Raw genomic sequence first — 23,558 nt, 5'->3', positions numbered from 1 at the left:
AATTTTTAAGAATAGTTTTAAAAAATCAGGCAATCACTGGTGTGACGTAATCATCCGGGTACCAGACAATTTTGCCCTCTTGCTCATTGATATTCAGTTTTCTCAAGCGCCCACCACGGCATGGACCACCCGTACAATTGCCAGTATCCGGCGTATAGATTGCGCCATGAGTAGCACACATAATATATAAACCGCTGGATTCAAAAAACTCACCGTGATTCCAATCCAGCTCAATCGGAACATGCGCACAGCGATTTAAATAGGCATGCGCAGCGCCCTTGTAACGAATCACGAATCCAGTCGCATCATGACCACCGGCAGTCACTGGAAAACGTATCCCATTGCCACCGTCTTTAAGATCAGCCGAGGCGCAAATCGTAATTTCAGTCATGACTCCGTCCTGTCAGATCGTCAAGATAATAAGGTTTAGGCATTGCAGCTCAACCATGCATGCAACTCGCCAACTGTTTTTGCAGAATATAAGGGGTTTAAAGAATGTAAGGATGCTGCATCATGCGCGCCATATTCCACTGCAATTGCCGCAGCACCTGCATTACTCGCCATCAACAAATCATGTGATGTGTCACCAATCATGACGGTGCGCTGCATGTCTTGCCCTAACTCCCGGGTCAGCTCTTGTAACATCGCTGGATGCGGCTTAGAAAACGTTTCGTCAGCACAACGAGTCGCATCAAATACCGACAGCAAATTCGCCGTGTGCAAAGCACGGCTTAAACCTACGCGCGTTTTGCCCGTTGCTACCGCAAGGAAATAACCTTCTTGCGACAATTCCGTCAGCATTTGCCGTACACCGGGGAACAGAGGCAACTCGTGATCTTTTGCCAGATAGTGGTGACGATAACGCTCAACCATGCGGGGATAATATTTAGGATCAATATCAGGCATCGCCGATTGCATGGCGTCCATGAGCGACAATCCAATCACATAGGATGCTGCTTTCTCGTCGGGTACGGGCAAACCAAGATCTTTTGCTGACGCCTGGATACAGTGAACGATGGTTGCCGTGCTATCCATCAAAGTACCGTCCCAATCAAACACGATAAAATCAAATTGCTTTTTTGCCATATTCTTTATTCACCGCAAACCGCATAATTCTTTTTGCAAATCATCAACATTGAAGTACCAGGCTACTGAACTTAAGGCAGCAAGACGAAGACAACAATGGGACTAATAATTTAGAAATGAATAAGCTTTTCTGCCGACTATTTGATGTTGTGGAAGTAAGTATTTTACTATTAAATTATTTCAATAATAATAAAATATTAAGTTTATTGGGTTTATGAAGTTATGATCAGCTTTTATTTTAGCTTTTAAGCGTTTTCAAAAAATCCTCACAGTCTTTTGGCAACTTGGCATTGAGCGTCATTGACTCGCCTGTTTCTGGGTGCATAAAAGTAATCTGATGCGCATGCAAAAACATTCTCTTCAAAACGCCGCGATCTGCGGTTGGCTTTAATAAAGCACGATTTAGCGCAAAGTCACCGTACTTATCATCACCTGCAATCGCAAAACCGCTAAAGGATAAATGCACGCGGATTTGATGTGTGCGTCCGGTTTTTAATTCAGCCTCTAATAATGCGTAGTCTTGATATTTTTTCTTTAGAGAAAATACCGTATGCGACTCCATGCCATCAGCCTGTACCCGAACCCGTCGCTCACCCTCTGCGGTCGTGTATTTATGTAGTGGCAGCTTAATATGCTGACGCGCATTTTTCCAGTCGCCATGGATTAAGGTCAGGTAACGCTTGTCGGTGCTGCCTTCACGCATTTGCTCATGCAAATTAGTCAAGGCCGACCGTTTTTTTGCTAACAGTAAAACACCTGAGGTTTCTCTATCCAGTCTGTGAACTAGCTCCAGGAATTTAGCATCCGGGCGAGAAGCGCGCAGTTGCTCAATCACACCGTAACTAACACCAGAACCACCATGCACGGCAACGCCAGCGGGTTTGTCGATAATCAAGAGCTGTTTATCTTCAAACAAGATAGTAAATTCTGCCCCCGGTACGACTTGCGTTGATGTTTCTGCAATACGGACTGGCGGAATACGCACCACGTCACCCTCTTTCAGGCGATATAGCTGATCGATACGACCTTTGTTAACTCTGACCTCACCCGAGCGCAAAATCCGGTACACATGGCTTTTTGGTACGCCTTTACAGATGCGTATCAAATAGTTATCGATGCGCTGACCTGCGTCCTCTTCTCCGATAGAAACGAGCTGAACCTGCGGCTGAACTTGCGATGAAGCCTGTGAGGGATGGTTGGAAGCACTTTCTTGCGCCTGTTTTTCAGGTGGCTTCCTATTATTTATCGCTAAGTCCTTCATTTTGAATATATAATCATTTTCGCTTCAGCTTTAGGCTGTAGTAGGTGTAGAAATAAATGGTGGAACAAACGCGTATTCTACACAGGGGCATGTCCGTCGGCCTCGCCAATTTGCAAATTCGATGGAAAAGATGTGTATGCACATCATTATGCTGGTCAGGGTTACAACCAATTGTGGTAATCGGATTTTGTGTAATGATTTGGATCAGAAGGTTTGAATTGTAAGGATAAGTCCAGCAAGAGATATCTGTATATTTATTACAGATGTGCTTGCAGGTTGATAGTTTTAATCCAGTGTGATCGATCCTGCCAAACACAATTTTATTAAAGATGGTTTGGCGCTCATCAAGTTGCTCATCGCCTGGCGTTGTCTTCCTGTTGCAACAAAAAATAGGAATCAGATAACGCGGGGGACATGTGCACTCGATCCACGGTTGAAACTATCCGCGCCTAGTGCGCAATAGAACAATGAGAAGAATGATGGCAGTACTGAAAAGATGCAGCGAAAAATATCCTCGCTCACTCGTTTAGCTACTCGCCCAGCAATTTTTATTTCTGTTGCGCCTGAGGCATTTCCCGCCCCCTCAAACTCTCCGTTCTCGCATACATCCCCAATGTAAGCAAGTTGCCAGCCTCACTCTACAGAGGTAGCAACAAAAGATGACCATAAGGTCACGGAGTAAAAAATGAAACGCATGCTATTTAATGCAACGCAGCAAGAAGAACTGCGCGTCGCCATCGTCAATGGGCAAAAACTCATCGACATCGATATCGAAACCGCCGGACGTGAATTACGTAAGTCCAATATTTACAAAGGCGTTATCACCCGTATTGAACCCTCACTTGAAGCCTGTTTTGTCAATTACGGCGAAGAACGTCACGGCTTTTTGCCTTTTAAAGAAGTCGCCCGCGGCTACTTTAAAGAAGGTATCGACGTCCGTAACACCAGCATCAAAGATGCGTTACGTGAGGGCCAGGAAATCATGGTCCAGGTCGAAAAAGAAGAGCGTGGCAATAAAGGCGCTGCTCTTACCTCTTTCGTCTCCTTGGCAGGTCGCTATTTAGTTCTGATGCCAAATAATCCGCGTGGCGGTGGTGTGTCCCGTCGCGTTGAAGGCGAAGATCGTCAAGAACTACGTGAAACCATGGACAAACTGGATCTGCCAGGTGGTATGTCCGTGATTGCTCGTACCGCAGGTATTGGTCGTAATGTCGATGAATTGCAATGGGATTTAAATTACCTGATGCAACTTTGGCGTGCGATTGAAGGCGCAGGCAAATCTTCTGCTGGCGCCTTCCTGATTTATCAAGAATCCTCACTCGTGATTCGTGCGATCCGCGATTATTTCCAACCGGATATCGGCGAAATCCTGATCGATACTGACGAAATCTACGAACAAGCTCAGCAGTTCATGAGCCACGTTATGCCAGACATGGTGCACCGTGTTAAGCGTTACAGTGACGACGTGCCGCTGTTCTCACGTTTCCAAATCGAACATCAGATCGAAACCGCTTACAGCCGCACAGTACCATTGCCATCGGGCGGCGCAATCGTGATTGATCACACTGAAGCCTTAGTCTCAGTTGACGTCAACTCTGCGCGCTCTACCCGTGGTGGCGATATCGAAACAACGGCTTTCAATACGAATTGCGAAGCAGCCGAAGAAGTAGCGCGCCAGCTGCGTTTGCGCGATTTGGGCGGTTTGATCGTGATCGATTTTATCGATATGGAAAACGCCAAAAACCAGCGTGAAGTCGAAACCCGCTTAAAAGATGCCCTGCGCTATGACCGCGCACGCGTCCAGATGGGGAAAATTTCGCGCTTTGGTCTGATGGAATTGTCCCGTCAACGCCTGCGGCCTTCCTTGTCTGAAGGCAGCCATGTTACTTGCCCGCGTTGCAATGGCACAGGTCATATTCGCGATACCGAATCATCTGCTTTACAAGTCCTGCGCATTATCCAGGAAGAAGCAATGAAAGAAAACTCAGCAGCGATTCATGTGCAATCGCCTGTTGATGTTGCGGCCTTCTTGCTGAATGAAAAACGTGGTGAAATTCTAAAGATAGAAACGCGTCATCGCGTCACTATCATCCTGATCCCGAACACGCATCTGGAAACACCCCACTACAAGTTAGAACGTCTGAAACATGACGATCCGCGCTTGGAAGAATCTCACGCCAGTTACGCTATGGCAGAGCAGGCAGATACTGATATTGGCTATAGCAAGCGTCAGAAAGAAGACATCAAGCCGCGTCAGGAAGCGATGGTCAAGAGTATTACACCTGACACTGCACCTATCGTAGAACGTAAGGAAGTCGTCGCGCCAGTGCTTGTCGCACCTGTAGCAGCAAGTGAAGGCTTCTTCACTAAGTTCCTGAATCTGTTCCGCGCCAAACCGGCTGAACCTGCTGTCGCTAGCGTTGCAACAGCGGATGCAACACAAACTCGCGAGCGTTCAGACCGTGGTGAGCGCGATCGTAATAATCGTGGCAATCGTAATGGCAATCGCAATGGCAACCGCAACGGCAATAATCGTGGACGTGATCGTGATGATAAAGAAGAACGCCCGGTCAATGCACGTGCCGATAAAGAAGTAAAAGACGAAGCGACAAAAATTGCCGCGCCAGAACAAGCTCAGCCACAACAACAACGCCAACCAAAGCAAGCGCGTCCTCCACGTGAAGACCGCGAGCCGCAAGAAGGCCGCACTGAAGCTAAAGAAGGCAAACCGGAAGGACGTCGTGATCGTCAGCCACGCCAGCGTGGTGAGCGCAAAGATAGCGTAGCTACTGAAACAATGTCTTTGGATACAACTGCCAATACCCAAACAGCAGCACCGGTAGTAGTTACGCCAGTAGCGGTTAATAATGAAGCTGTGGACAACACCAATCTCGCCTTAAACGCCAACGGCAATCCGGTTGACGCCGAGACCAGCGAGCAAGGTGAAAGCCGTCGTCGTCGTCGTCGCGGTGGTCGCAATCGTAATCGTCGTGATCGTGAAGCTGGCGACAATACGGATACTAACGAGAGCAATGATAACCAAGAAGCAACTGACCATCATGAAGTGCATGAGGCGCATAAGACCCGTCAGCATGTCGAGGTTGAGCAAGCACCTGCACCAATATTGTCATTGGTAACGCCAGCGATATCACCAACTGCGGTGTCTGAAATTGTTACAGCGCCGGTTGCTGTATTTGGTACGGCATCTGGTATGGCAGCTACTCCTGCTGCCACTCCTGCAACTACTCCGGTTCCTGCACCTGATCTTGTTTCAACACCCGTCTCTGTGCCAGAATCTACAACGGAACCTGTAACAGCGGTCACGTCTGCGCCGGTTACTGTCGCAACGATTGCTACAGACAAAGCAGCAGAGCCAGCGATCGTCAATCATGTTGTGACTACTGCTGAAGCTGCGCCAGTTGAAGCAGTACCTACACCTGAGACTCCTGCACCGGTGCAAGCTAGTCTTGATCTTGTATCAGCACCGGCATTGTTAGTGCCAGCAGCGTCGGCGACTGAAGTAACGCCAGCGCCTGCCAAGCCAGCTGAAACTATCGTCAGTGCCGCTAGCTCTGATGTGGCAACTGAGGTCGCAAGCAATGTTAAAGCTGACATTGCAACGCCGGCTGCGTTACATCAGGCGGTTTCGGTCGAAGCAGCAACACCAAGTGCGCCTGTTATGAAACCCGTTGCACCTGTCGTTATGCCTGTAGAAAGCTTAAACACTATGTTAGAGCAAGCAGGTTTAGCTTTGGCGAGCACCGATCCAGAAAAATTGCGTGCGGCACAAGCGGCAGCGGCAACCGTTAATGTTGCACCGCGTGTACCACGCGAACGCAAACCGGTAGTGCCAGTCTCATCAGAACCCTTAGTAATGATGGAAACTAAGAAAACACCTGCACCGTAAATGCGCTGTTTGTATTTTTATCGTATTCATTAGCGTCTAAATTCAGGTACTGGATACGGCGCTTAATACAGACCTAAATGCATACAAATAACGACCCGATAACAGCAATGTTGTTGGGTCGTTTTTTTGTATTCAACCAGTTATTCCATCTCGTGGTATCTTTTTGCTCTAAACATCATTTGATCACCCGGTTGAATTGATTCTGCCTCGCTGATTTTGCCCAGCCAGTTGTGCCTGACTAATTGTGTTTGGCTGATTTGATTCACAGGTTCTGATTCGCTAACACTGCACCACTTATTTTGAATTCAATGTCTGAAAAATTTATCCCACTAGCCGACTTCCGGCAACGACAGCCAACGCTGATCGTTCCAGGTTTATTGGAGCAACCAAATGGACAGTTGCTTGATAGCCTGCAACGCCCTTTGCATGACCTTCGCATCTCGGTAACAGATCGTTGTAACTTCCGCTGCGTGTATTGCATGCCGAAAGAAGTTTTTGATAAAGACTATCGTTTTTTACCGCATACATCGCTGCTCAATTTTGAAGAAATAACCCGCATCGCCCGTATCTTTATCTCCCACGGCGTGAGTAAAATCCGCTTGACCGGCGGTGAGCCCTTGTTACGTAAAAATATCGAAAAGCTGATCGCCATGTTAAGCAGTTTAAAAACACTGGACGGACGCGATCTTGATCTGACCCTGACCACCAACGGATCGTTGCTGGCGCGCAAAGCACAAAGTCTGAAAGACGCTGGCTTAACCCGTGTCACGGTATCGCTGGACTCGCTCAATGATGCCACTTTCAAACAAATGAATGATGTCGATTTCCCGGTGTCCGATGTGCTTGATGGCATCGCAGCAGCGCATCAGGCGGGGCTTGGTCCAATCAAAGTTAACATGGTTGTTAAAGCGGGTTTAAATGATCAGGAGATCGTTCCCATGGCGCGCTATTTTAAAAACACGCCACATATTTTGCGCTTTATAGAATACATGGACGTGGGTGCCTCAAATGGATGGAAGTTAGATGAAGTCATCCCATCGGCAGAGGTAGTAAGGCGCATCAACGCTGCCGGCATGCCGCTCCAGGCAATCGATGCAAATTACACAGGCGAGACCGCCGCCCGTTGGCGCTATGCCGATGGCAGCGGTGAAATCGGCCTGATCTCCAGCGTCACACAAAGTTTTTGCCACGATTGCAGCCGCGCCCGGCTATCTACCGAGGGCAAGCTGTACACTTGCCTGTTCGCCAGCCATGGTCATGATTTACGCGCCTTAATCAGAGATGATGACAAGCAGCACAGTGATCTTGCCATCGCCAATGTCATCAAACAACTATGGCAGCAACGCACTGATCGTTATTCGGAATTACGCAGCCAAAATACAGATGAACTTCAGATCACCAGGAAAAAAGTGGAGATGTCTTATATTGGCGGCTAACTTCGGTGGCTAAATTCGGTGGCTAAATTCGATAACCGACTTCGGCGGCTAAGGATAAGTAAAATATACTCCTACCATGTATATTTTTATTGTCCATATATTCTCTGCACAATAAGGCATATTCCATAAAAATAATGGGGAGTATATTCGCACACCACCATTATTTGATCTATAACAAGGGATAAGAATGTCTCTGGGTTTAAGCTTATTTGCATAAGCTCCAGTAACTTCCAGAACTCAAATCGCAACACATTCCATGGCTCGCAGACATGACCAGCATAGATAAGCAACTCATTACCGGACTGATACTCGCAGGTGGTCGTGGTACACGTATGGGCAGCGTGGACAAAGGTTTGCAGACTTTTCGCGGTTTGCCGATGGCGATGCACGTGTTGCAGCGCCTCTCGCCACAAGTTGGCAATATGCTCATCAATGCCAACCAAAACTTACTTACTTACGAGAGCTTTGGTGCGCCAGTCTGGCCAGATCACGCGGAGAATGATGATAATCACTTTTTAGGTCCTTTAGCCGGATTACAAACCGGCCTGACCCATTGCAAAACGCCCTATCTAGCCAGTGTGCCATGCGACTCGCCATTTTTACCCGTCAATCTAGTAGAACATCTGGCAGCAGCGTTATTGCAAGAAAACGCGGATCTTGCCGTCGCTGTCACAATGGAATCCAATGGCAACGTCATTGCCAAGCAGGCGCACCCGGTATTTTCTTTAATGAAAATTTCCTTGCTACCGCAGCTGAGTGATTTTTTACGACATGGCGGGCGTAAAGTAGATGCCTGGCATGCAAGCCTGCATTGTGTCGAAGTCGTATTTGAAGATGTCGCCGCCTTCCGTAATATCAATACGCTGCAAGATTTGCGACAATTTGAAACCGGACTAAATTCACACTCCAACCTGACCCGATCTAACTAAGTCGAATCTAACTAAGTCGAATCAAACTATTTTATGAGCGCCAACACCCCAGCCGCAAACCTACATCATCTCCTTAGCTGTTTGTCGGATTACGACCCTAACTCCCTGCCCGTCGCGCAGGCACAGCAGATCATCCAGCAGTTTGTGACGCCAATTGACTCGGTAGAAAAACTCGCCATACGCCAAGCACTTGGACGCGTGCTTGCCGCCGATGTTCTGTCTGGTATTAACGTCCCTGCTTATGATAATTCTGCCATGGACGGCTACGCGTTTATCGGTAGTGATTTACAAAAAAAAGCTACAGACAATAGCGATCCAACAAACCAAACCCTCACATTAAAAGTTGTCGGCGCCGCTTATGCTGGACGCGCCTTTGAAGGCGCAGTACAACCGGGGGAATGTGTACGCATCATGACCGGCGCGGTGATGCCAAGCTCCTGCGATACAGTGATTCCACAAGAATGGACTGTTGAGATAAGCGACAGTAAGCAAGCGACAGAATCAAAGCAAAGCAATCTCGGCAACTTAAAGCAAATCCGCATACCAGCGGCCCAAATAAATGCTGGCGATAACCGTCGCCTCAAAGGCGAAGACTTAGCGATTGGCACAACAGCGCTAAGCAAAGGCAAAATTTTACGGCCTGCCGATCTTGGTTTACTAGCGTCATTAGGCGTAGCTGAAGTGGCCGTACAACGCCGCTTGCGTGTCGCTATTTTCTCAACCGGTGACGAACTGCGATCGCTGGGAGAAACCCTCGATTTAGGCTGCGTATATGACAGCAACCGCTACACCTTATATGGCATGCTCACTCGGCTCGGCTGCGAGATCATCGATATGGGCGTGATCAAAGATGATCCGATATCGCTGGAAGCCGCTTTTCGTTCCGCTGGCGAAAACGCAGATGCCATCATTACCTCTGGTGGCGTGTCGGTCGGCGCAGCGGATTACACCAAACAGATGATGGAAAAATTAGGTGATGTCGCCTTCTGGAGTATCGCTATGCGTCCAGGCAGACCAATGGCATTTGGCAAAATTCAGTCAAATAAGTCTGATCAGGCTAATGGAAAAGGCGCGTATCTGTTTGGTCTACCGGGCAACCCAGTTGCAGTAATGGTCAGTTTTTATTTTTTCGTCCGCGACGCACTGTTGCACATGATGGGTGCTGGGGCAGCAGAATCAACATCAACAACATCATCAACATCGCTACCGCTGGTACCAGCCATCTCAAGCGTCGCTCTGCGCAAGCGCGCTGGTCGCACCGAATACCAGCGCGGCATCGTCTCGGTCGCTACCAATGGACAGCTACAAGTGAGTATCACCGGCTCACAAGGCTCAGGAATTCTGCGGTCAATGTCAGAAGCCAATTGCATGGTGGTACTACACCACGATCAAGCCGATATCGCCGCCGGTGAAAAAGTCGATATTTTATTGTTTGAAGGATTGATCTGAGTTGCGTCCGTCCAATGCCCGACGTCAATCAAAGACGCAATCACTTTCGTTTTTTCGTGGATCAAGAGTGGATACTTCACGTAAGTAACAAAGTATTGCGCCCGAAAATACGCCCTCTTTCACGGGCTATAATCAGCGTTTTAAACATGTGATTATTTCTCAGGAGATGAATTTGAAAGTGCTCAACTGGACCGCTCTTACTTGCGCAAGCCTTAGCCTACTTACTGCTTGTGGTGGGGGCGGTAGCGACTCTGCTAGCAACACTCCAACGGTATCAATTACCAGTGTCACGACAGATCAACTGGTGTATCGCAAGACCAGCAATATGACCATCAAAGGTCAAAATCTCGACCAAGGCATTAACATCTCCAATCCAGCATGCCTGACGATTACCGAAGTCGCCGGAGGCAGCGCAACGCAACGAGTATTCACTTGCAAAATCGTTGCGGTCGGAACGGTAGCGGTGTCCATCACGGCGGGCAACGGATCATCACTTTACTCCGGTAGTTTAACCATTCCTCTGGCTGCACAACCGCAAGTCACAATGCTGACGTCAATGGGTACGATTGTGATTGAGCTTAACCCGGCCAAAGCGCCGATCACGGTCGACAACTTTTTACAATATGTAGAAAGTGGCTTTTATGTGAATAAGATTTTCCATCGAGTGGTCAGCAATTTTGTCGTTCAGGGCGGCGGCTACACTAGCGATTTACAACAACCTGCGACATTAGCCGCCATTGCGCTGGAATCCAACAATGGCTTAAGTAATCTTCGTGGCAGTATCGGCATGGCGCGTACCTCTGTGGCAAATTCTGCGACATCTCAGTTTTATTTTAACGTCGTAGATAACACGACATTGGATTACAGCAACGCCACTAATCCGGGTTATGCCGTCTTCGGCAAGATTGTGACCGGGCTTACTATCATGGATCAGATTAGTACGGTTCCAACGACGACCAGCGGTAGTTTCACTAATTTACCCGTTACCCCAGTGGTGATTAATTCAGCAGTGCAAACACAATAATATGATAGCCTTCTAGCAGCTATTCCTGGTTTGTACTGTAATTTGGTTTTTCCTCGCTTGTTTTATATCGTTATTTTAGAAATTAATAACTACCCAGACTACTAGACTGGGCATCATACAAAGGGTAATCATGAACAAACTGTTGAAATCAATACTGCTAGTCGCCTCATCCTTATTCATCATCAGCACAGCCCAAGCCAAAGACGAGCCTAAAAAAGCCTCTGCATCTGCGTCTGCGTCAGCTACGGTATCGGCCTCGGCCAAGGTGGAGCTGTTGGATATCAATAGTGCGACTAAAAAAGAATTGTCCGAATTGCCTAAGATTGGCGATGCACGTTCTGATGCAATCATCAAAGGTCGCCCGTATAACGGTAAAGATGATTTGTTGAACAAAAAGATTTTGCCGGCGGATGCGTATAACAGCATCAAAGATCTGATCATTGCCAAACAAAAACCGGATGCAAAAAAGAAGTAACTTAGATCATCAATCCATCATAAGTAAGCAAAGACTTATGCTGCGCCAATAAAAAAAGCTAGATGCAATGCATCTAGCTTTTTTATTCTCGGGTGACTGCAAACTCGCTAAAGCGAATCACAAATTTTATCGCTATAGCTCCTCAGAAAAATCCCTCACAACCGTTTGGGAACCTCTAAGCTACCTCCACACCGCTCCTACGCCTATACTTGCTTACGACGCTTGGCAACCAAGGCCAGAATGCCCATACCTAAACCAAGCAGCAATGGTGTTGCTGGCAGTGGAACATCGTTAGACACGTTGCTGACATTGGTAAAAACAAAGTTTTCGTCGTTGTAATTAAAATCGCCACCGTTACGTAAATCTTCAAAAGCGACATAAACCGCAGCAGGAACAAACGCATCGCCGCCATAAGAGTTGGAGTAAACATGATTTACGCCATCAGAGTTAGACGATTTTTGCGAATACCAAGTATCGCCATTGTTTAGCACATTCAAACGAAATACTAAATTATCACCCGCATTGACAGCGCCGAAATTCAGCAAGTCGCCGTAGTTAGACGTGTGATTATTCAAGCCAAAGATACCGGTATCAACGCCGTTGACCAACAAGCTGAGTGTGTTGGTATAACCAGCAGTAGAACCTGCAAAATACGCCATTACATCACCCGCCGAAGTAGCGACGAAAGTATACAAAATCGGGTTCTGTGTACCTATGTTGGTATAGGTGGTAGGAACAGCCAATGCAGAACTGGCAAATCCGACGCTAATACACAAAGCGGCAAATAAAGATTTAAGTTTCATTAAAGCTCCCATTTCAAATATTAGATAAAGCGATCAACTGGTTAATTAGGCAAATGAACAACAAATGGATGAAATACGAAAAGACTATGGAGGCAACGCAATTTTTGTACCATTTTTTCTTCTGTAAAAGCTTTTCATCAAAATATTGCCTGCGACACTCTCGCAAATCCTGGCAGTACATAACCCCGCCTTATTTTTTTCTGCGAGTGGGATTCGAAAATATCTAACAACCGTTGCCTGGCTTAGCTCTCCAAGGACATGGTTCAGTTTTTTGGATTCTAAAAGACCTTTGCTTGAGATTCAATTATTCTCTTGGGCAATTTCTATTTTTATTTCAATTTATAAATGATCGATAAAAATTATTCAAAATCTCAATCTTTTCAGAAAAAAGTCTTTAATTTCTTGAGATGTAAAAGTTTTCGACAACCAGTCAAGATGCATTTTCATCGCGTCCAAATCGTACAATTCCAGCAATGCGCATCAATCCACCAGCGCAGCCGAGTTATCTAGGATAATGATCGCCTCTGCCTTAGATAAATCAGAAATGCTACACACACTCGCCGATCAGATTGAAGACTTACTGCCGCAAACTCAGTGTACTAAGTGCGGCTACCCCGCATGCCGCCCCTATGCCGAGGCGATCGCCAATGGCAGCGCCAATTACAATCAATGCCCACCCGGTGGTCAAGAAGGCATACGGCGCTTGGCAAACTTACTCGGTAAGCCCGTGATCGCGCTAGACGTCAGCCACGGACATGAAAGACCACGACCTGTCGCCTTGATAGATGAAGCCTATTGCATCGGCTGCACGCTCTGCATCCAAGCTTGCCCCGTCGACGCCATCATGGGCGCGGCCAAACAGATGCACACAGTATTGCCTATGCTATGTACCGGATGTGACCTGTGCGTTGCGCCCTGCCCGGTTGATTGCATCAGCATGGTCGAGCTTACGCCAGGCAAGACAGGCTGGGATGCATGGTCGTCAGAACAGGCGGATCAGGCACGCGAGGCCTATCACTTTCGTCAGGCTAGACTCAAAAAAGAACAACAAGAAAACGACGACAGACTCGCCGCCAAAGCAACGACCAAATTAAATGCCTTGATGGACGAACCCGCGTTAACTCCCGAACAAATCGCTGATCGTGATCGCAAAAAAGCCATCATCACCGCTGCGATAGAACGCGCGCGGCTTAAAAAGCTAGAGACAAACTAAGTCCTAAACTAAGTCCTAAACTCAGATCAAAACATAAATCCAGAACCGACATGAACGCAGCCAAACGCCAGATCATTTTTAGCCGTTTCAAAGAGCAAAATCCGCATCCAACCACCGAACTGGAATACACCAGTCCGTTTGAACTCTTGATTGCCGTGCTGTTGTCGGCGCAAGCCACCGATGTGTCGGTCAACAAGGCCACGCGCAAGCTGTATCCGGTCGCGAATACGCCAGAAAAAATATTGGCGCTAGATGTCGATGGTCTGATCCCCTACATTCAGACCATCGGTTTGTTTCGCACCAAAGCTAAAAATGTGATCGCCACCTGCCGCATCCTGATTGAGCAACATGGCAGTGAAGTACCAAAAGAACGTGCTGCATTAGAGGCATTGCCAGGCGTCGGCAGAAAAACGGCGAATGTCGTGATGAATACCGCTTTTGGTGAGCCCACAATTGCGGTAGATACGCACATCTTCCGCGTGAGTAATCGTACTGGCATTGCGCCAGGTAAAAACGTCGATATTGTCGAAGAAAAATTACTCAAATTTGTTCCGGCAGAATTCAAGCTCGATGCGCATCACTGGTTGATTTTGCATGGCCGTTATACCTGCCTGGCGCGCACGCCTAAATGCTGGAACTGCATGATTGCTGATTTATGCGACTACAAACAAAAGACGCCGCAGCCAAAAGGGGCGTAAAGGAACACAAAATACGCCCTACTTGGAGCCATAAGAAGTCCGGGCTAAACAATCCGAAGATAGCCTATTTTTCATATACTCCCCATCAATTCTAATAAAAACCCTTAATTACCCAATGATTCCATTGACGATTAAAATATACTAATAGAGAGTATTTCAATTCCCAGAGATAAAAAAGCACAGGTAACACATTAGTATTGTGCCGCCTGCGCCTTTTTCACTATCCCGTAACGACGGTGATATTTGCCACACCAACCGACTCTTTAAACGATCTTGCAAGCCTCATCAAAATCCAGACGTGGCGACCGTGGGAATACTTTTGCCATATCGCCATAGCCAAGATTGCAAATGAAATTGGCCTTGACCTCGGTCCCAGCGAAGAAGGTCGCATTGACTTTATCCGGATCAAAACCCGACATCGGGCCGCAGTCTAAACCAATTGCCCGTGCCGCCAGCATCAGATAAGCGCCTTGTAAAGACGAGTTGCGAAACGCAGTCGCATCAATCAATCCCTGATTACCAACAAACCAAGACCGTGCATCTGCGTGCGGAAATAACTTTGGCAATTGCTCATAAAACGCCATGTCCATCCCGATGATGGCGGTCACTGGTGCGGCCTTAGTTTTATCAACATTACCCGGTGCCATACAAGCGAGCAACTTGACTTTTTCTTCTGCGCTTTTCACAAAAACCACCCGTGCCGGTGAGCAGTTTGCCGAGGTCGAGCCCCATTTCATCAAATCATAAATCTGCTGCAATTGAGCGTCGCTAACCGGCTTATCCAACCACTCATTATGGGTGCGGGCTTTGGTAAATAAGGTGTCCAGATGTTCTGTTGTCAGCATGGTGTTTCTCCTGTTTAGATATACAAAGGGATGACTTAATTGAGATGCGTGATTGAGGCAATTAAGTGAGACAAGTAAGTTATAAATCTGGTTCTCAAGTTAGGCTTTGAATTGAGGTTTTGAGTTAAGGCTCTGAATTAAGGCTCGGAGTTAAGGCTCTAAATCATACTCTAAGCCAACCGACAATTCGACAAACTCAAATAATCGTACAATACGGACATTCCTGATTTTACTGCCAGCCATGTTCACCCCAAGCCAAGATGATGTACGCCGCTTTTTTTGTGAAACTTACCGCAAATCTCAAGCAAGAGAAATTTTAACCCCGCTCGAAAGTATTGCCGCCGACTGGATCAATCAGCATCCTGAATACCACAATGTCTTCAGCGACCTAGACTCTGCCTTGGCCGCCGATTACAGCGTCACGCAAGGACAAACGAATCCGTTTTTGCATTTATCCATGCACTTAACGATCAGCGAACAAATCTCAGTAGATCAACCTGCAGGCGTGCGGTTTGCGTTTCAGCGTCTGGCGCAAAAAACCAACTCCGAACACGACGCCCATCATCAGATCATGGAGTGTCTGGGCGAAATGATCTGGACCTCGCAACGCACAGGTATGCCGCCCGACGGTGCGGCGTATATCGACGCTTTAAATCAACGCGCACGCTGATCCTATCTCACATAAAAAAAGCCACGACGACCGTGGCTTTTTTTTCGCATCAAGCAAACAGACGATGCTTATTTCTTCATCACGAGGCTACCAGGCAAGCTACTCAGATATGCGGAGATATTTTCGATATCGGTATTAGACAAGGCTTTGGCTTGTCCGCCCATGATCGCATTGCCACGACCATTCGGTGCGTTCACGCCATGCTGATATGCCTTCAACGCATGTGCGATGTAATCCTGATGCTGACCGGCCAGTTTTGGATAAGTTGGATCGATTGGCGAGTTGTAATCTTTACCGTGGCATGCAAAACATGCTGCTTTCTCTGTAGCAGCTTTACCTGCAGCAATATCGCCACCGGCAAAAGCGCTAGCTGACATAGCTGAAATCGCAGACAACAACAAAACCGATAATGTGAATTTTTTCATGATGGCTCCTATTCTTATTTTTATACTTATTTTTGCATTGAGTAATAAGCCGCCAAATCAGCAATATCTTGATCAGACATGCTGCCAGCGATACCGCGCATCGTTGGATGCTTGCGGTCGCCTTTGCGATACGCTTGCAACGCACTTTCGATGTACTTGGCAGATTGACCACCAATCATCGGCACTTGGAAAACTTCAGGATAAGTTGCCTTATAACCAGCAATAGCGTGGCAACCAATACACATAGCGACTTTATTTTCAGCGGCCTTGGCATTGCCAACCACATCTGCCGCAGAAGCAGCCTGGGCAACACTCACCAGGGTGAGAATTGCGAACAACTGTGTGAACAATTTTTTCATATTATCGAGGAGTGAATGATCGAAAGGGCGGGTTAATCCAAAGCAGCATTTTAGCTGATTACCTTGCAATTTGCCTATGAATAGCGCGCTTGCCACACATAAACTTCCCATTTCTGAGCGTTTTTACGTAATAAAAACGACAGACGGCGAGTCAGGCAGCACCCCAACCGTATGCGGCAGCAGGAAAAATAGAACAGTCGTTCACAAGAAACGACGTTCTCGCTTATACTCGATTATCGCTGTTGCACAACAACAAGCTAACGATCAATCTGCTGAAACTAGACGACTTCTCCATAAACTACTCAATCCGACCAGACCATGACACAGCCCACCCGCTTTGATGGCGCACAAAATTATGTCGCGACCGATGATTTGAAACTGGCAGTCAACGCCGCCCTCACCCTGCAACGCCCATTGCTTATCAAAGGTGAGCCTGGCACCGGCAAAACCATGCTGGCAGAAGAAGTCGCCGCCGCACTCAACATGCCGCTGCTGCAATGGCACATCAAATCCACCACCAAAGCCCAGCAAGGTTTGTATGAATACGACGCCGTATCGCGCCTGCGGGATTCGCAATTAGGTGACGAGCGCGTTAAGGACATCCACAACTACATCGTCAAGGGCGTCTTGTGGCAAGCATTTACTGCCGATCAGCCAGTCGTATTGCTGATTGATGAAATCGACAAAGCCGATATTGAATTCCCTAACGATTTGCTGCGCGAATTAGACCGCATGGAATTCTATGTCTACGAAACCCGCGAAATGGTACGCGCCGTGCACCGTCCGCTAGTCATCATCACATCGAATAACGAAAAAGAATTACCCGATGCCTTCTTGCGTCGTTGCTTCTTCCATTACATCAAGTTCCCGGAAAAAGAGACGATGCAAAAAATCGTCGATGTCCACTTCCCTAAACTAAAAAGCGATCTGCTCGCCAGCGCGCTACAAACTTTTTATGAAGTCCGCGAAGTCAGCGGCCTGAAAAAGAAACCGTCCACATCAGAACTGATCGACTGGCTCAAACTGCTCTTGGCAGAAGACATCCCGGCAGAAGCGCTGCGCAGCAAAGACAACAAGCTGGCAGTACCGCCGCTGCACGGTGCCTTGCTCAAGAACGAGCAAGATGTGCATTTATTCGAGCGTCTGGTATTTATGTCCCGGAACAATCGTTGAAGTCATCGCTGAAACTTCGTTGATCCGAATGATGCCAATTAGATGAATCACAAAGTGCCGCAGACGATGCGGCATTTTTTTTGCGGGAGTGATCCATCGAGTGTATCGTCAAATCAGTCTAAATTTAAAATCAAAATTTTGTATATGAGTTTTCAAATTATTGAAAATTCAATTTAAATAATTCTCAAAAAACATGAAAAAAGAAACAAAAAAAACTACAAAGAGAAGTAAGCAATACCTCTTTTCAACCAAATGGATTGCCCTTATGAGCATCGTTGCTATGACGGCAGCTTGCAATCGAGACAACGTAGATCCGCAACCAGCCAGCTCTTTAATCCCTAAAGAAATGTGGCCAGCGATTAATCCTTTAAATGATCGAGCCTGTGTAGAAATGGCATACAAAAAAATTAAGGAGATGAATCGTCCTTATCATTTTGCTGACCGTTCAAATGTAGAAGAACCGATTAAAGATATTTGGATTGGACAGAAATTATTTCAAATACCGACCCACTATATTGGCAGCATCAACTATGGCGCTGGTCGTTTAGCAGAAACACCAGGTATTACAGTCGGGATGCAAGCTTATATGCCAGATTTACGGTTCACTTACAAGGACGACCCGAACCCCGCCGACCAAGAAACGGCTGTCTATATCCGCTTGACTTGTAGAGCTGGCATCACGATGACGTCTGGTATAGAAAATAATCCTGAATGGGAGGCAAGTGAAAGGGATTGGAAGTCGAATAAATTTAAGAGGCCATTACCGGAATTAAATCTTCAGGGGAACAGTTTTGGCGAGAGTAGAAATAGTTATGCTATGTACTCCCCTCCAGATGAGAATCTAAAGCACCCAGACGGACGTCCCATCCGATTCAGATGCGACAGTGCATATCCTGCTGTTGCTGAATCAAAGCCATTGCCAGCAACTTGTTGGACAGGATTTTTATTCCAGGATCAAATTTTTCTTGAATATACATTTAGAGAAACGCAGTTGCCACAGTGGCGGCAAATCAATGATCAAGTAATCAAGGTAATTAAATCACTTCAAGTAGCAGAACCAAAGGATTAGCAGACTTAAATCAAATGTTGAATATAAAAATTCAATTTGATACTCAAACCTTAGATTCAGTGAGCCAAACAACAAGAAAATATATTTTCAAATAAACCATCTTTTTGCATCGGTTTTCAGACAGAATAATGCGGCAGACTTTGCGCGCATTTTCAGCGCATCCAGATCATCCTAATAACAGCAGCGCTGCCACAGCGCTTTCTATCCATTCATAACACAGATCATACCTAAAGCACCCATCATGAAAAAATCACTGCAACGCAGCATTCTCTCCCTCGCTATCGCCTTCACCCTGCCAGCCTTCGCCCATGCGGAGACCGAAGCGGATCGCTGGAATCTGAAAGACCTTTACGCCACCAGCGCCGATTGGGATAAAGATGCCGCCAAGCTTGATGCGCAGTTAAAAGAATTTGCGACGTGCAAGGGCCAGATCGGTGGCTCGGCAAAACGCTTTAAGACTTGCATGGACTTGTATCAGGATTTACAAAAACGTCTGGCGCGCCTCGCCAACTATGCCTCTTTTTTGCATGATCAAAATACCGGCGACAGTGCAGGCTTAGACATCAATCAACGTGCCGAAATTTTGATGAGCAAGGTCGACGATGCCAGCTCGTTTTTACGTCCAGAAGTTCTGCACATCGGTGCTAAAAAAATCCAGGGCTTTCTCAAACAAGATAGCTCACTCAGCATCTATGCCCACCCGATGGATGACATCCTGCGCACGGCAAGTCATACGCTGGACGATAAAGGAGAAAGCATCGTTGCCACGTTCGGCATGATCGCTAACACAGCGCAAGCAGCACACGGCACCTTATCCAACGCCGATACCCAATGGCCAAAAATCAGCGTCGACGGCAAAGAAGTCACGCTCGATCAATCCGCCTACACCAAATACCGCACCAGTAGCGACCGTGCCGTGCGCAAGCAAGTGTTTGATCAATATTGGGCAACCTGGAAATCATACGAACAAACCTACGGCGTCACTTTTTATGAAATGCTGAAAAAAGACGCCGTCTACGCCAAGGTCCGCAACTACCCGGACTCACTCGCACAAGCGCTAGATGCCAACAAATTGCCGCGCGGTGTGTATGACATGCTGATTGAGCAAACCCACGCCAATCTGCCAACGCTGCACCGCTACTTCAAACTGCGTAGCAAACTGATGGGCATCCCCGATCTGCATTACTACGACATCTATCCACCGATGATCGCCGAGCAAAATAAAGAAGCGCTCAAGTTCCCCATCGATAAAAGTGTAGAACTCATGCTCGCCGCCGTAAAACCGCTGGGTGACGATTATGTAAAAGCACTCACTAAAGCCACTACCGAGCGCTGGATGGACGTCTACCCACGAGCGAAAAAACGTTCTGGTGCCTACATGCAAGGCACGTCTTACGACGTCCACCCTTACCTGCTGCTGAATCACAATGATGATTTTGAATCCGCCTCCACCCTCGCGCACGAATGGGGTCATGGCATGCACTCGTATCTGGCGAATAAGACTCAACCTTTCATCACCTCCGACTACCCGATCTTCACCGCAGAAATCGCCTCCACCACCAATCAGGTTCTGCTGCAAGATCACATGCTTAAAATCGCCAAGACTGATGCAGAACGCCTAGCGTACTTAGGCTCAGAGCTGGAAGGTATCCGCGGCACATTCTTCCGCCAAGCCATGTTCGCCGACTTCGAGCGCACCGTGCATGCCAAGGTTGATCAAGGCGAATCCTTAACTGGCGAAGCCCTGACCAAAATCTATGGCGACATCCTCAAAACTTACCACGGCGATCAAGAGAACATCCTCAAAATCGATGACCAGTACGCCATCGAATGGGCAGCCATCCCGCATTTTTATAACCGCTTTTATGTCTTCCAATACGCCACCTCCATCGCCGCCGGCACCATGTTCGCCGACGAAATTCTCAAAGGCAAACCCGGCGCACGCGACAACTACCTCAACATCCTCAAAGCAGGCGGATCGCAATATCCTTACGAGTTAGTCAAAGCAGCAGGCGTCGACCTTGCCACGCCAACGCCCTACAAAGCGATTGTGGCGCGCATGAATAGCATCATGGATCAGATTGAGGCGATTGTTGCTAGGGGGAAGTAGGTCCAATAGTGTTTAGAACTGACATTAAATCAATAATGTTTTTTTTAATTAACTCTAAAAGCAATAATTAATGAACTTAAATATAAGAAATTAAACGTCGGGGTGAAAAATGGCAAAAAAAATTAATTTAGATGCTCTTATTCCAAGGGAAGATTTCGAAGTTAGAGACTCAGAGGCCTCTCCGACAAATAAATCTCAACTTTTGAAAGTAACGGATCTAGAGGAAGATTCGTTCTTTTTTGGATCCATAAGAAAACCAGATTTTCAACGAGAGACAAATGAATGGGATCAGGAAAGAGTCATTTCACTAATCCAAAGTTTTCTAGATACAGACCTGATTCCGGCAGTGATCCTCTGGAAAAACGAGGCAGGCTATACGTTTGTAATTGATGGAGCGCATCGATTAAGCGCGTTAGCAGCATGGGTTAATAACGACTATGGAGATGGTGGAATTACAAAATCCTTTTACGACTCAATAATTCCAGAAGAACAAATTGATACGGCAAATAAACTTCGAGAAAAAATTAATAAAATTATTGGTCCATATTCTGATTACAAACTTGCAATAAAAAATCCAGAAAAAGTCAAACCTGAAATTGTTGGAAAAGCTCGCTTGCTTGGAAGTCTAGCTATACAAATACAATGGGTAGATGGTGACGCAAAAAAAGCAGAAGCTTCATTCTTTAAAATAAATCAAAAAGCTGCTCCAATAGATAAAACTGAATTGATCTTATTGGAAACGAGAAATAAGGCGAATGGAATAGCGACTAGGGCGATTCTCCGAAGCGGCAAAGGGCATAAATATTGGTCGTCATTTTCCGAAAGAGGACAGCAAGAAGTTCAAAACTTAGCAGAGCAAATTAACGATATATTATTCAAGCCATCTCTCAAGACACCTTTAAAAACTCTAGATATACCAGTCGCGGGAAAAAGCTTCTCCTCTCAATCACAAATGCTTATTTTAGAATTCGTAAATACTGTAAATGAAATTACGAATAACAGTGAATTAGCGGATGACAACGACGGAGACGAGACAATAAAATTTTTAAAGAATTGTTTAAAAATAGCCCAATTAATAAATAGCAACCATCCGTCATCGCTTGGCTTACATCCAGCAGTCTATTTTTATGCGAGAAATGGCAGATATAAACCGGCATCGTTTAACGTGTTCCTGCAATTTGTAATCAAATTACATAAGACTAAAAAGCTGAACGACTTTATAAAAGCTAGAGAAAATTTTGAAGAAATTGTTTTGAATTTTGAGGACTTACCGAGGCAAATTATTAGAAAATATCGAACATCCATTAAAGGATCACCTCACGTTGTTAACTTTTATTTACAAATAATCACCCTGCTTAACCAAAATTTATCAACTAATGAGGCCATAGCAAAAATTTTTTCATCGACAGATTTCAATTATTTAACTGTCAAATCTGATGAAGTTGTTGACAATGAAGATGAGGATTTTAATTCAGATGGGAAATCAGAAGTTTTTATGAATGAAGCACTTAAAACTTCTATCAAGTGCAAAATCTGTAATGGCTATCTGCACCGAAACTCCATATCAATCGACCATAAAATCAGAAAACAGGATGGCGGATTTGCGGAAATAGAAAATGGGCAAGTCTCTCATCCATATTGCAACACTGGGTTTAAAAATTAGTTTGCATGATACGTCTGGAGCACCAGTTAATTTTCACATGGAATCTATCTTAATGTAGAAAAACTGGTGCGCATGCAGCACTCCAATCCTCCACTAAATTACCAAAATAACTTGTTGTAATTTAGCTCGCTTACCTTGTCTTCCATGTGCACATCACCATGTCTTGGACATGATGAAACAAAAATCACATTGGAAGAGGCCGCTGTTTTACCTCGTATTGCCAATATTGATCGTGATGGTTTTTCTTGGCTTCCCTCTGCCGGTTGCCCCACCGCCTGCGACCAAAGCGGGGCAAGAGCAATCTACTCCTGCGACGAACAAGAAAAAACGTACTCATTTTTGGATACGTCAACGTGACGACGGCGACGACAAGCAAGAATCCTGACGAGGAATATTTTTAATTTTCGCGTTATCTTTTGTAGTCATGCGGTAAGCGCTCCATAAACCCCAGACTATCAAGTCAAATCTAAATCCTTCAAGCTCACGATTTCAATAATGAGATGGAGTGGAAATGGAAAAGCAATACTGGGTAAGGCATGTCGAAAGATTGTAAGCGCTCCATAAACCCCAGACTATCAAGTCAAATCTAAATCCTTCAAGCTCACGATTTCAATAATGAGATGGAGTGGAAATGGAAAAGCAATACTGGGTAAGGCATGTCGAAAGATTGGCGCTTGAAGGTGGTTCAGTGCCGGCCTATGCAAGAGCGCATGGGATATCAGCCGATTGCCTCTATTACTGGCGACGCAAGCTAAACAAAAAAAGGTCGCAGCTCCCATCAAAAGCGGCGAGTCAGCTTAACCCCAGCAATAAATTCGTCTCGCTACGCATCGCTGGCGAAACCAATGTCGCCCAACGCATTGCACCATCGGATGCTGGCAATTACACCTTACGGATTGGCAATGCCATCCGGTTGGATATGGCAGCACTGCCCACGCCGGAATGGCTGGCCTCGCTGGCACT

22 protein-coding genes are annotated in these 23,558 nt (G+C 46.4%); 15 read left to right on the top strand and 7 right to left on the bottom strand.

Features of this window, described 5'->3' with window-relative positions; genetic code table 11:
- Positions 1–25 precede the first annotated feature (25 nt).
- The 3 genes from AAKU64_RS09945 to AAKU64_RS09935 form a co-directional block, all read right to left on the bottom strand.
- Positions 26–391, bottom strand: a complete 366-nt coding sequence (locus tag AAKU64_RS09945) for a Rieske (2Fe-2S) protein (protein WP_354333623.1) — start codon at positions 389–391, stop codon at positions 26–28.
- 35 nt (positions 392–426) lie between these two features.
- Positions 427–1,086: an HAD-IIIA family hydrolase gene (locus AAKU64_RS09940; protein WP_322118198.1), complete on the bottom strand. Its 660-nt coding sequence runs from the start codon at positions 1,084–1,086 to the stop codon at positions 427–429.
- Between the two features lie 238 nt (positions 1,087–1,324).
- A complete protein-coding gene (locus AAKU64_RS09935) occupies positions 1,325–2,347 on the bottom strand; it encodes an RluA family pseudouridine synthase (RefSeq protein WP_354333621.1) in 1,023 nt (340 codons plus the stop codon).
- A gap of 685 nt (positions 2,348–3,032) precedes the next feature.
- Between AAKU64_RS09935 and AAKU64_RS09930 the strand changes: the two genes are divergently transcribed.
- From AAKU64_RS09930 to AAKU64_RS09905, 6 genes are all read left to right on the top strand, one after another.
- Positions 3,033–6,254, top strand: coding sequence for an Rne/Rng family ribonuclease (locus AAKU64_RS09930; RefSeq protein WP_354333619.1), 3,222 nt, complete (start codon positions 3,033–3,035; stop codon positions 6,252–6,254).
- Positions 6,255–6,562: 308 nt separating this feature from the next.
- Complete coding sequence (gene moaA, locus AAKU64_RS09925; protein ID WP_354333617.1) at positions 6,563–7,690, top strand: GTP 3',8-cyclase MoaA; 1,128 nt, start codon at positions 6,563–6,565, stop codon at positions 7,688–7,690.
- 269 nt (positions 7,691–7,959) lie between these two features.
- Positions 7,960–8,619 carry a molybdenum cofactor guanylyltransferase MobA gene (mobA, locus tag AAKU64_RS09920; protein WP_354333615.1) on the top strand — a complete coding sequence of 220 codons (660 nt, stop codon included), beginning with the start codon at positions 7,960–7,962 and terminating at the stop codon, positions 8,617–8,619.
- 33 nt (positions 8,620–8,652) lie between these two features.
- Entirely contained in the window at positions 8,653–10,068 is a 1,416-nt protein-coding gene (gene moeA, locus AAKU64_RS09915) for a molybdopterin molybdotransferase MoeA (RefSeq protein ID WP_354362074.1), read from the top strand.
- Between the two features lie 178 nt (positions 10,069–10,246).
- Positions 10,247–11,092, top strand: coding sequence for a peptidylprolyl isomerase (locus tag AAKU64_RS09910; RefSeq protein WP_354333683.1), 846 nt, complete (start codon positions 10,247–10,249; stop codon positions 11,090–11,092).
- Positions 11,093–11,222: 130 nt separating this feature from the next.
- Positions 11,223–11,567: a ComEA family DNA-binding protein gene (locus AAKU64_RS09905; protein ID WP_354333611.1), complete on the top strand. Its 345-nt coding sequence runs from the start codon at positions 11,223–11,225 to the stop codon at positions 11,565–11,567.
- Positions 11,568–11,770: 203 nt separating this feature from the next.
- Here AAKU64_RS09905 and AAKU64_RS09900 read toward each other — a convergent pair whose 3' ends face one another.
- Positions 11,771–12,370, bottom strand: a complete 600-nt coding sequence (locus AAKU64_RS09900; RefSeq protein ID WP_354362073.1) for a DUF4114 domain-containing protein — start codon at positions 12,368–12,370, stop codon at positions 11,771–11,773.
- 514 nt (positions 12,371–12,884) lie between these two features.
- Between AAKU64_RS09900 and rsxB the strand changes: the two genes are divergently transcribed.
- Together rsxB and nth are read left to right on the top strand one after the other, a co-directional pair.
- Positions 12,885–13,583 (top strand): electron transport complex subunit RsxB, encoded by a 699-nt coding sequence (gene rsxB, locus AAKU64_RS09895; RefSeq protein ID WP_354333607.1) that lies wholly within the window; start codon positions 12,885–12,887, stop codon positions 13,581–13,583.
- A gap of 50 nt (positions 13,584–13,633) precedes the next feature.
- Positions 13,634–14,281, top strand: coding sequence for an endonuclease III (gene nth / locus AAKU64_RS09890; RefSeq protein ID WP_354333605.1), 648 nt, complete (start codon positions 13,634–13,636; stop codon positions 14,279–14,281).
- A gap of 263 nt (positions 14,282–14,544) precedes the next feature.
- Here nth and AAKU64_RS09885 read toward each other — a convergent pair whose 3' ends face one another.
- A complete protein-coding gene (locus AAKU64_RS09885) occupies positions 14,545–15,126 on the bottom strand; it encodes a malonic semialdehyde reductase (RefSeq protein WP_354333603.1) in 582 nt (193 codons plus the stop codon).
- Between the two features lie 241 nt (positions 15,127–15,367).
- On the opposite strand from AAKU64_RS09885, the gene AAKU64_RS09880 reads away from it, so the two are divergent.
- Positions 15,368–15,796: a DUF1841 family protein gene (locus AAKU64_RS09880; protein WP_354335526.1), complete on the top strand. Its 429-nt coding sequence runs from the start codon at positions 15,368–15,370 to the stop codon at positions 15,794–15,796.
- Positions 15,797–15,864: 68 nt separating this feature from the next.
- Here AAKU64_RS09880 and AAKU64_RS09875 read toward each other — a convergent pair whose 3' ends face one another.
- Together AAKU64_RS09875 and AAKU64_RS09870 are read right to left on the bottom strand one after the other, a co-directional pair.
- Positions 15,865–16,221, bottom strand: coding sequence for a c-type cytochrome (locus tag AAKU64_RS09875; protein ID WP_354335528.1), 357 nt, complete (start codon positions 16,219–16,221; stop codon positions 15,865–15,867).
- Positions 16,222–16,247: 26 nt separating this feature from the next.
- Positions 16,248–16,580 (bottom strand): c-type cytochrome, encoded by a 333-nt coding sequence (locus tag AAKU64_RS09870; protein ID WP_322118814.1) that lies wholly within the window; start codon positions 16,578–16,580, stop codon positions 16,248–16,250.
- Positions 16,581–16,898: 318 nt separating this feature from the next.
- Between AAKU64_RS09870 and AAKU64_RS09865 the strand changes: the two genes are divergently transcribed.
- The 6 genes from AAKU64_RS09865 to tnpA all read left to right on the top strand — a co-directional run.
- Complete coding sequence (locus AAKU64_RS09865; RefSeq protein WP_322118813.1) at positions 16,899–17,753, top strand: AAA family ATPase; 855 nt, start codon at positions 16,899–16,901, stop codon at positions 17,751–17,753.
- 193 nt (positions 17,754–17,946) lie between these two features.
- On the top strand, positions 17,947–18,822 hold the full coding sequence (locus tag AAKU64_RS09860; RefSeq protein WP_354335532.1) for a hypothetical protein: 876 nt from the start codon (positions 17,947–17,949) through the stop codon (positions 18,820–18,822).
- Between the two features lie 241 nt (positions 18,823–19,063).
- Positions 19,064–20,932, top strand: a complete 1,869-nt coding sequence (gene pepF / locus AAKU64_RS09855) for an oligoendopeptidase F (RefSeq protein WP_354362072.1) — start codon at positions 19,064–19,066, stop codon at positions 20,930–20,932.
- Positions 20,933–21,041: 109 nt separating this feature from the next.
- On the top strand, positions 21,042–22,595 hold the full coding sequence (locus AAKU64_RS09850) for a GmrSD restriction endonuclease domain-containing protein (protein WP_354335535.1): 1,554 nt from the start codon (positions 21,042–21,044) through the stop codon (positions 22,593–22,595).
- Between the two features lie 172 nt (positions 22,596–22,767).
- The gene (locus AAKU64_RS09845; protein ID WP_354335537.1) at positions 22,768–22,980 is read left to right on the top strand and encodes a hypothetical protein; all 213 of its coding nucleotides are present in this window, start codon (positions 22,768–22,770) and stop codon (positions 22,978–22,980) included.
- Between the two features lie 246 nt (positions 22,981–23,226).
- A partial coding sequence (gene tnpA / locus AAKU64_RS09840) for an IS66 family insertion sequence element accessory protein TnpA (RefSeq protein ID WP_354362071.1) occupies positions 23,227–23,558 on the top strand: 332 nt, incomplete at its 3' end.

It is taken from the genome of Undibacterium sp. GrIS 1.8 (assembly GCF_040544445.1).
Classification (GTDB): Bacteria; Pseudomonadota; Gammaproteobacteria; order Burkholderiales; family Burkholderiaceae_D; genus Undibacterium.
Note: the sequence above shows the minus strand (reverse complement) of the source record. Positions and strands in the feature narration are given on the sequence as shown.

Coding starts and splice junctions, on each gene's coding strand:
- AAKU64_RS09945 (WP_354333623.1), bottom strand. CDS start 391: ATGACTGAAATTACGATTTGCGCCTCGGCTGATCTTAAAGACGGTGGC.
- AAKU64_RS09940 (WP_322118198.1), bottom strand. CDS start 1,086: ATGGCAAAAAAGCAATTTGATTTTATCGTGTTTGATTGGGACGGTACT.
- AAKU64_RS09935 (WP_354333621.1), bottom strand. CDS start 2,347: ATGAAGGACTTAGCGATAAATAATAGGAAGCCACCTGAAAAACAGGCG.
- AAKU64_RS09930 (WP_354333619.1), top strand. CDS start 3,033: ATGAAACGCATGCTATTTAATGCAACGCAGCAAGAAGAACTGCGCGTC.
- moaA (WP_354333617.1), top strand. CDS start 6,563: ATGTCTGAAAAATTTATCCCACTAGCCGACTTCCGGCAACGACAGCCA.
- mobA (WP_354333615.1), top strand. CDS start 7,960: ATGACCAGCATAGATAAGCAACTCATTACCGGACTGATACTCGCAGGT.
- moeA (WP_354362074.1), top strand. CDS start 8,653: ATGAGCGCCAACACCCCAGCCGCAAACCTACATCATCTCCTTAGCTGT.
- AAKU64_RS09905 (WP_354333611.1), top strand. CDS start 11,223: ATGAACAAACTGTTGAAATCAATACTGCTAGTCGCCTCATCCTTATTC.
- AAKU64_RS09900 (WP_354362073.1), bottom strand. CDS start 12,370: ATGAAACTTAAATCTTTATTTGCCGCTTTGTGTATTAGCGTCGGATTT.
- rsxB (WP_354333607.1), top strand. CDS start 12,885: ATGATCGCCTCTGCCTTAGATAAATCAGAAATGCTACACACACTCGCC.
- nth (WP_354333605.1), top strand. CDS start 13,634: ATGAACGCAGCCAAACGCCAGATCATTTTTAGCCGTTTCAAAGAGCAA.
- AAKU64_RS09885 (WP_354333603.1), bottom strand. CDS start 15,126: ATGCTGACAACAGAACATCTGGACACCTTATTTACCAAAGCCCGCACC.
- AAKU64_RS09880 (WP_354335526.1), top strand. CDS start 15,368: ATGTTCACCCCAAGCCAAGATGATGTACGCCGCTTTTTTTGTGAAACT.
- AAKU64_RS09875 (WP_354335528.1), bottom strand. CDS start 16,221: ATGAAAAAATTCACATTATCGGTTTTGTTGTTGTCTGCGATTTCAGCT.
- AAKU64_RS09870 (WP_322118814.1), bottom strand. CDS start 16,580: ATGAAAAAATTGTTCACACAGTTGTTCGCAATTCTCACCCTGGTGAGT.
- AAKU64_RS09865 (WP_322118813.1), top strand. CDS start 16,899: ATGACACAGCCCACCCGCTTTGATGGCGCACAAAATTATGTCGCGACC.
- AAKU64_RS09860 (WP_354335532.1), top strand. CDS start 17,947: ATGAAAAAAGAAACAAAAAAAACTACAAAGAGAAGTAAGCAATACCTC.
- pepF (WP_354362072.1), top strand. CDS start 19,064: ATGAAAAAATCACTGCAACGCAGCATTCTCTCCCTCGCTATCGCCTTC.
- AAKU64_RS09850 (WP_354335535.1), top strand. CDS start 21,042: ATGGCAAAAAAAATTAATTTAGATGCTCTTATTCCAAGGGAAGATTTC.
- AAKU64_RS09845 (WP_354335537.1), top strand. CDS start 22,768: ATGAAACAAAAATCACATTGGAAGAGGCCGCTGTTTTACCTCGTATTG.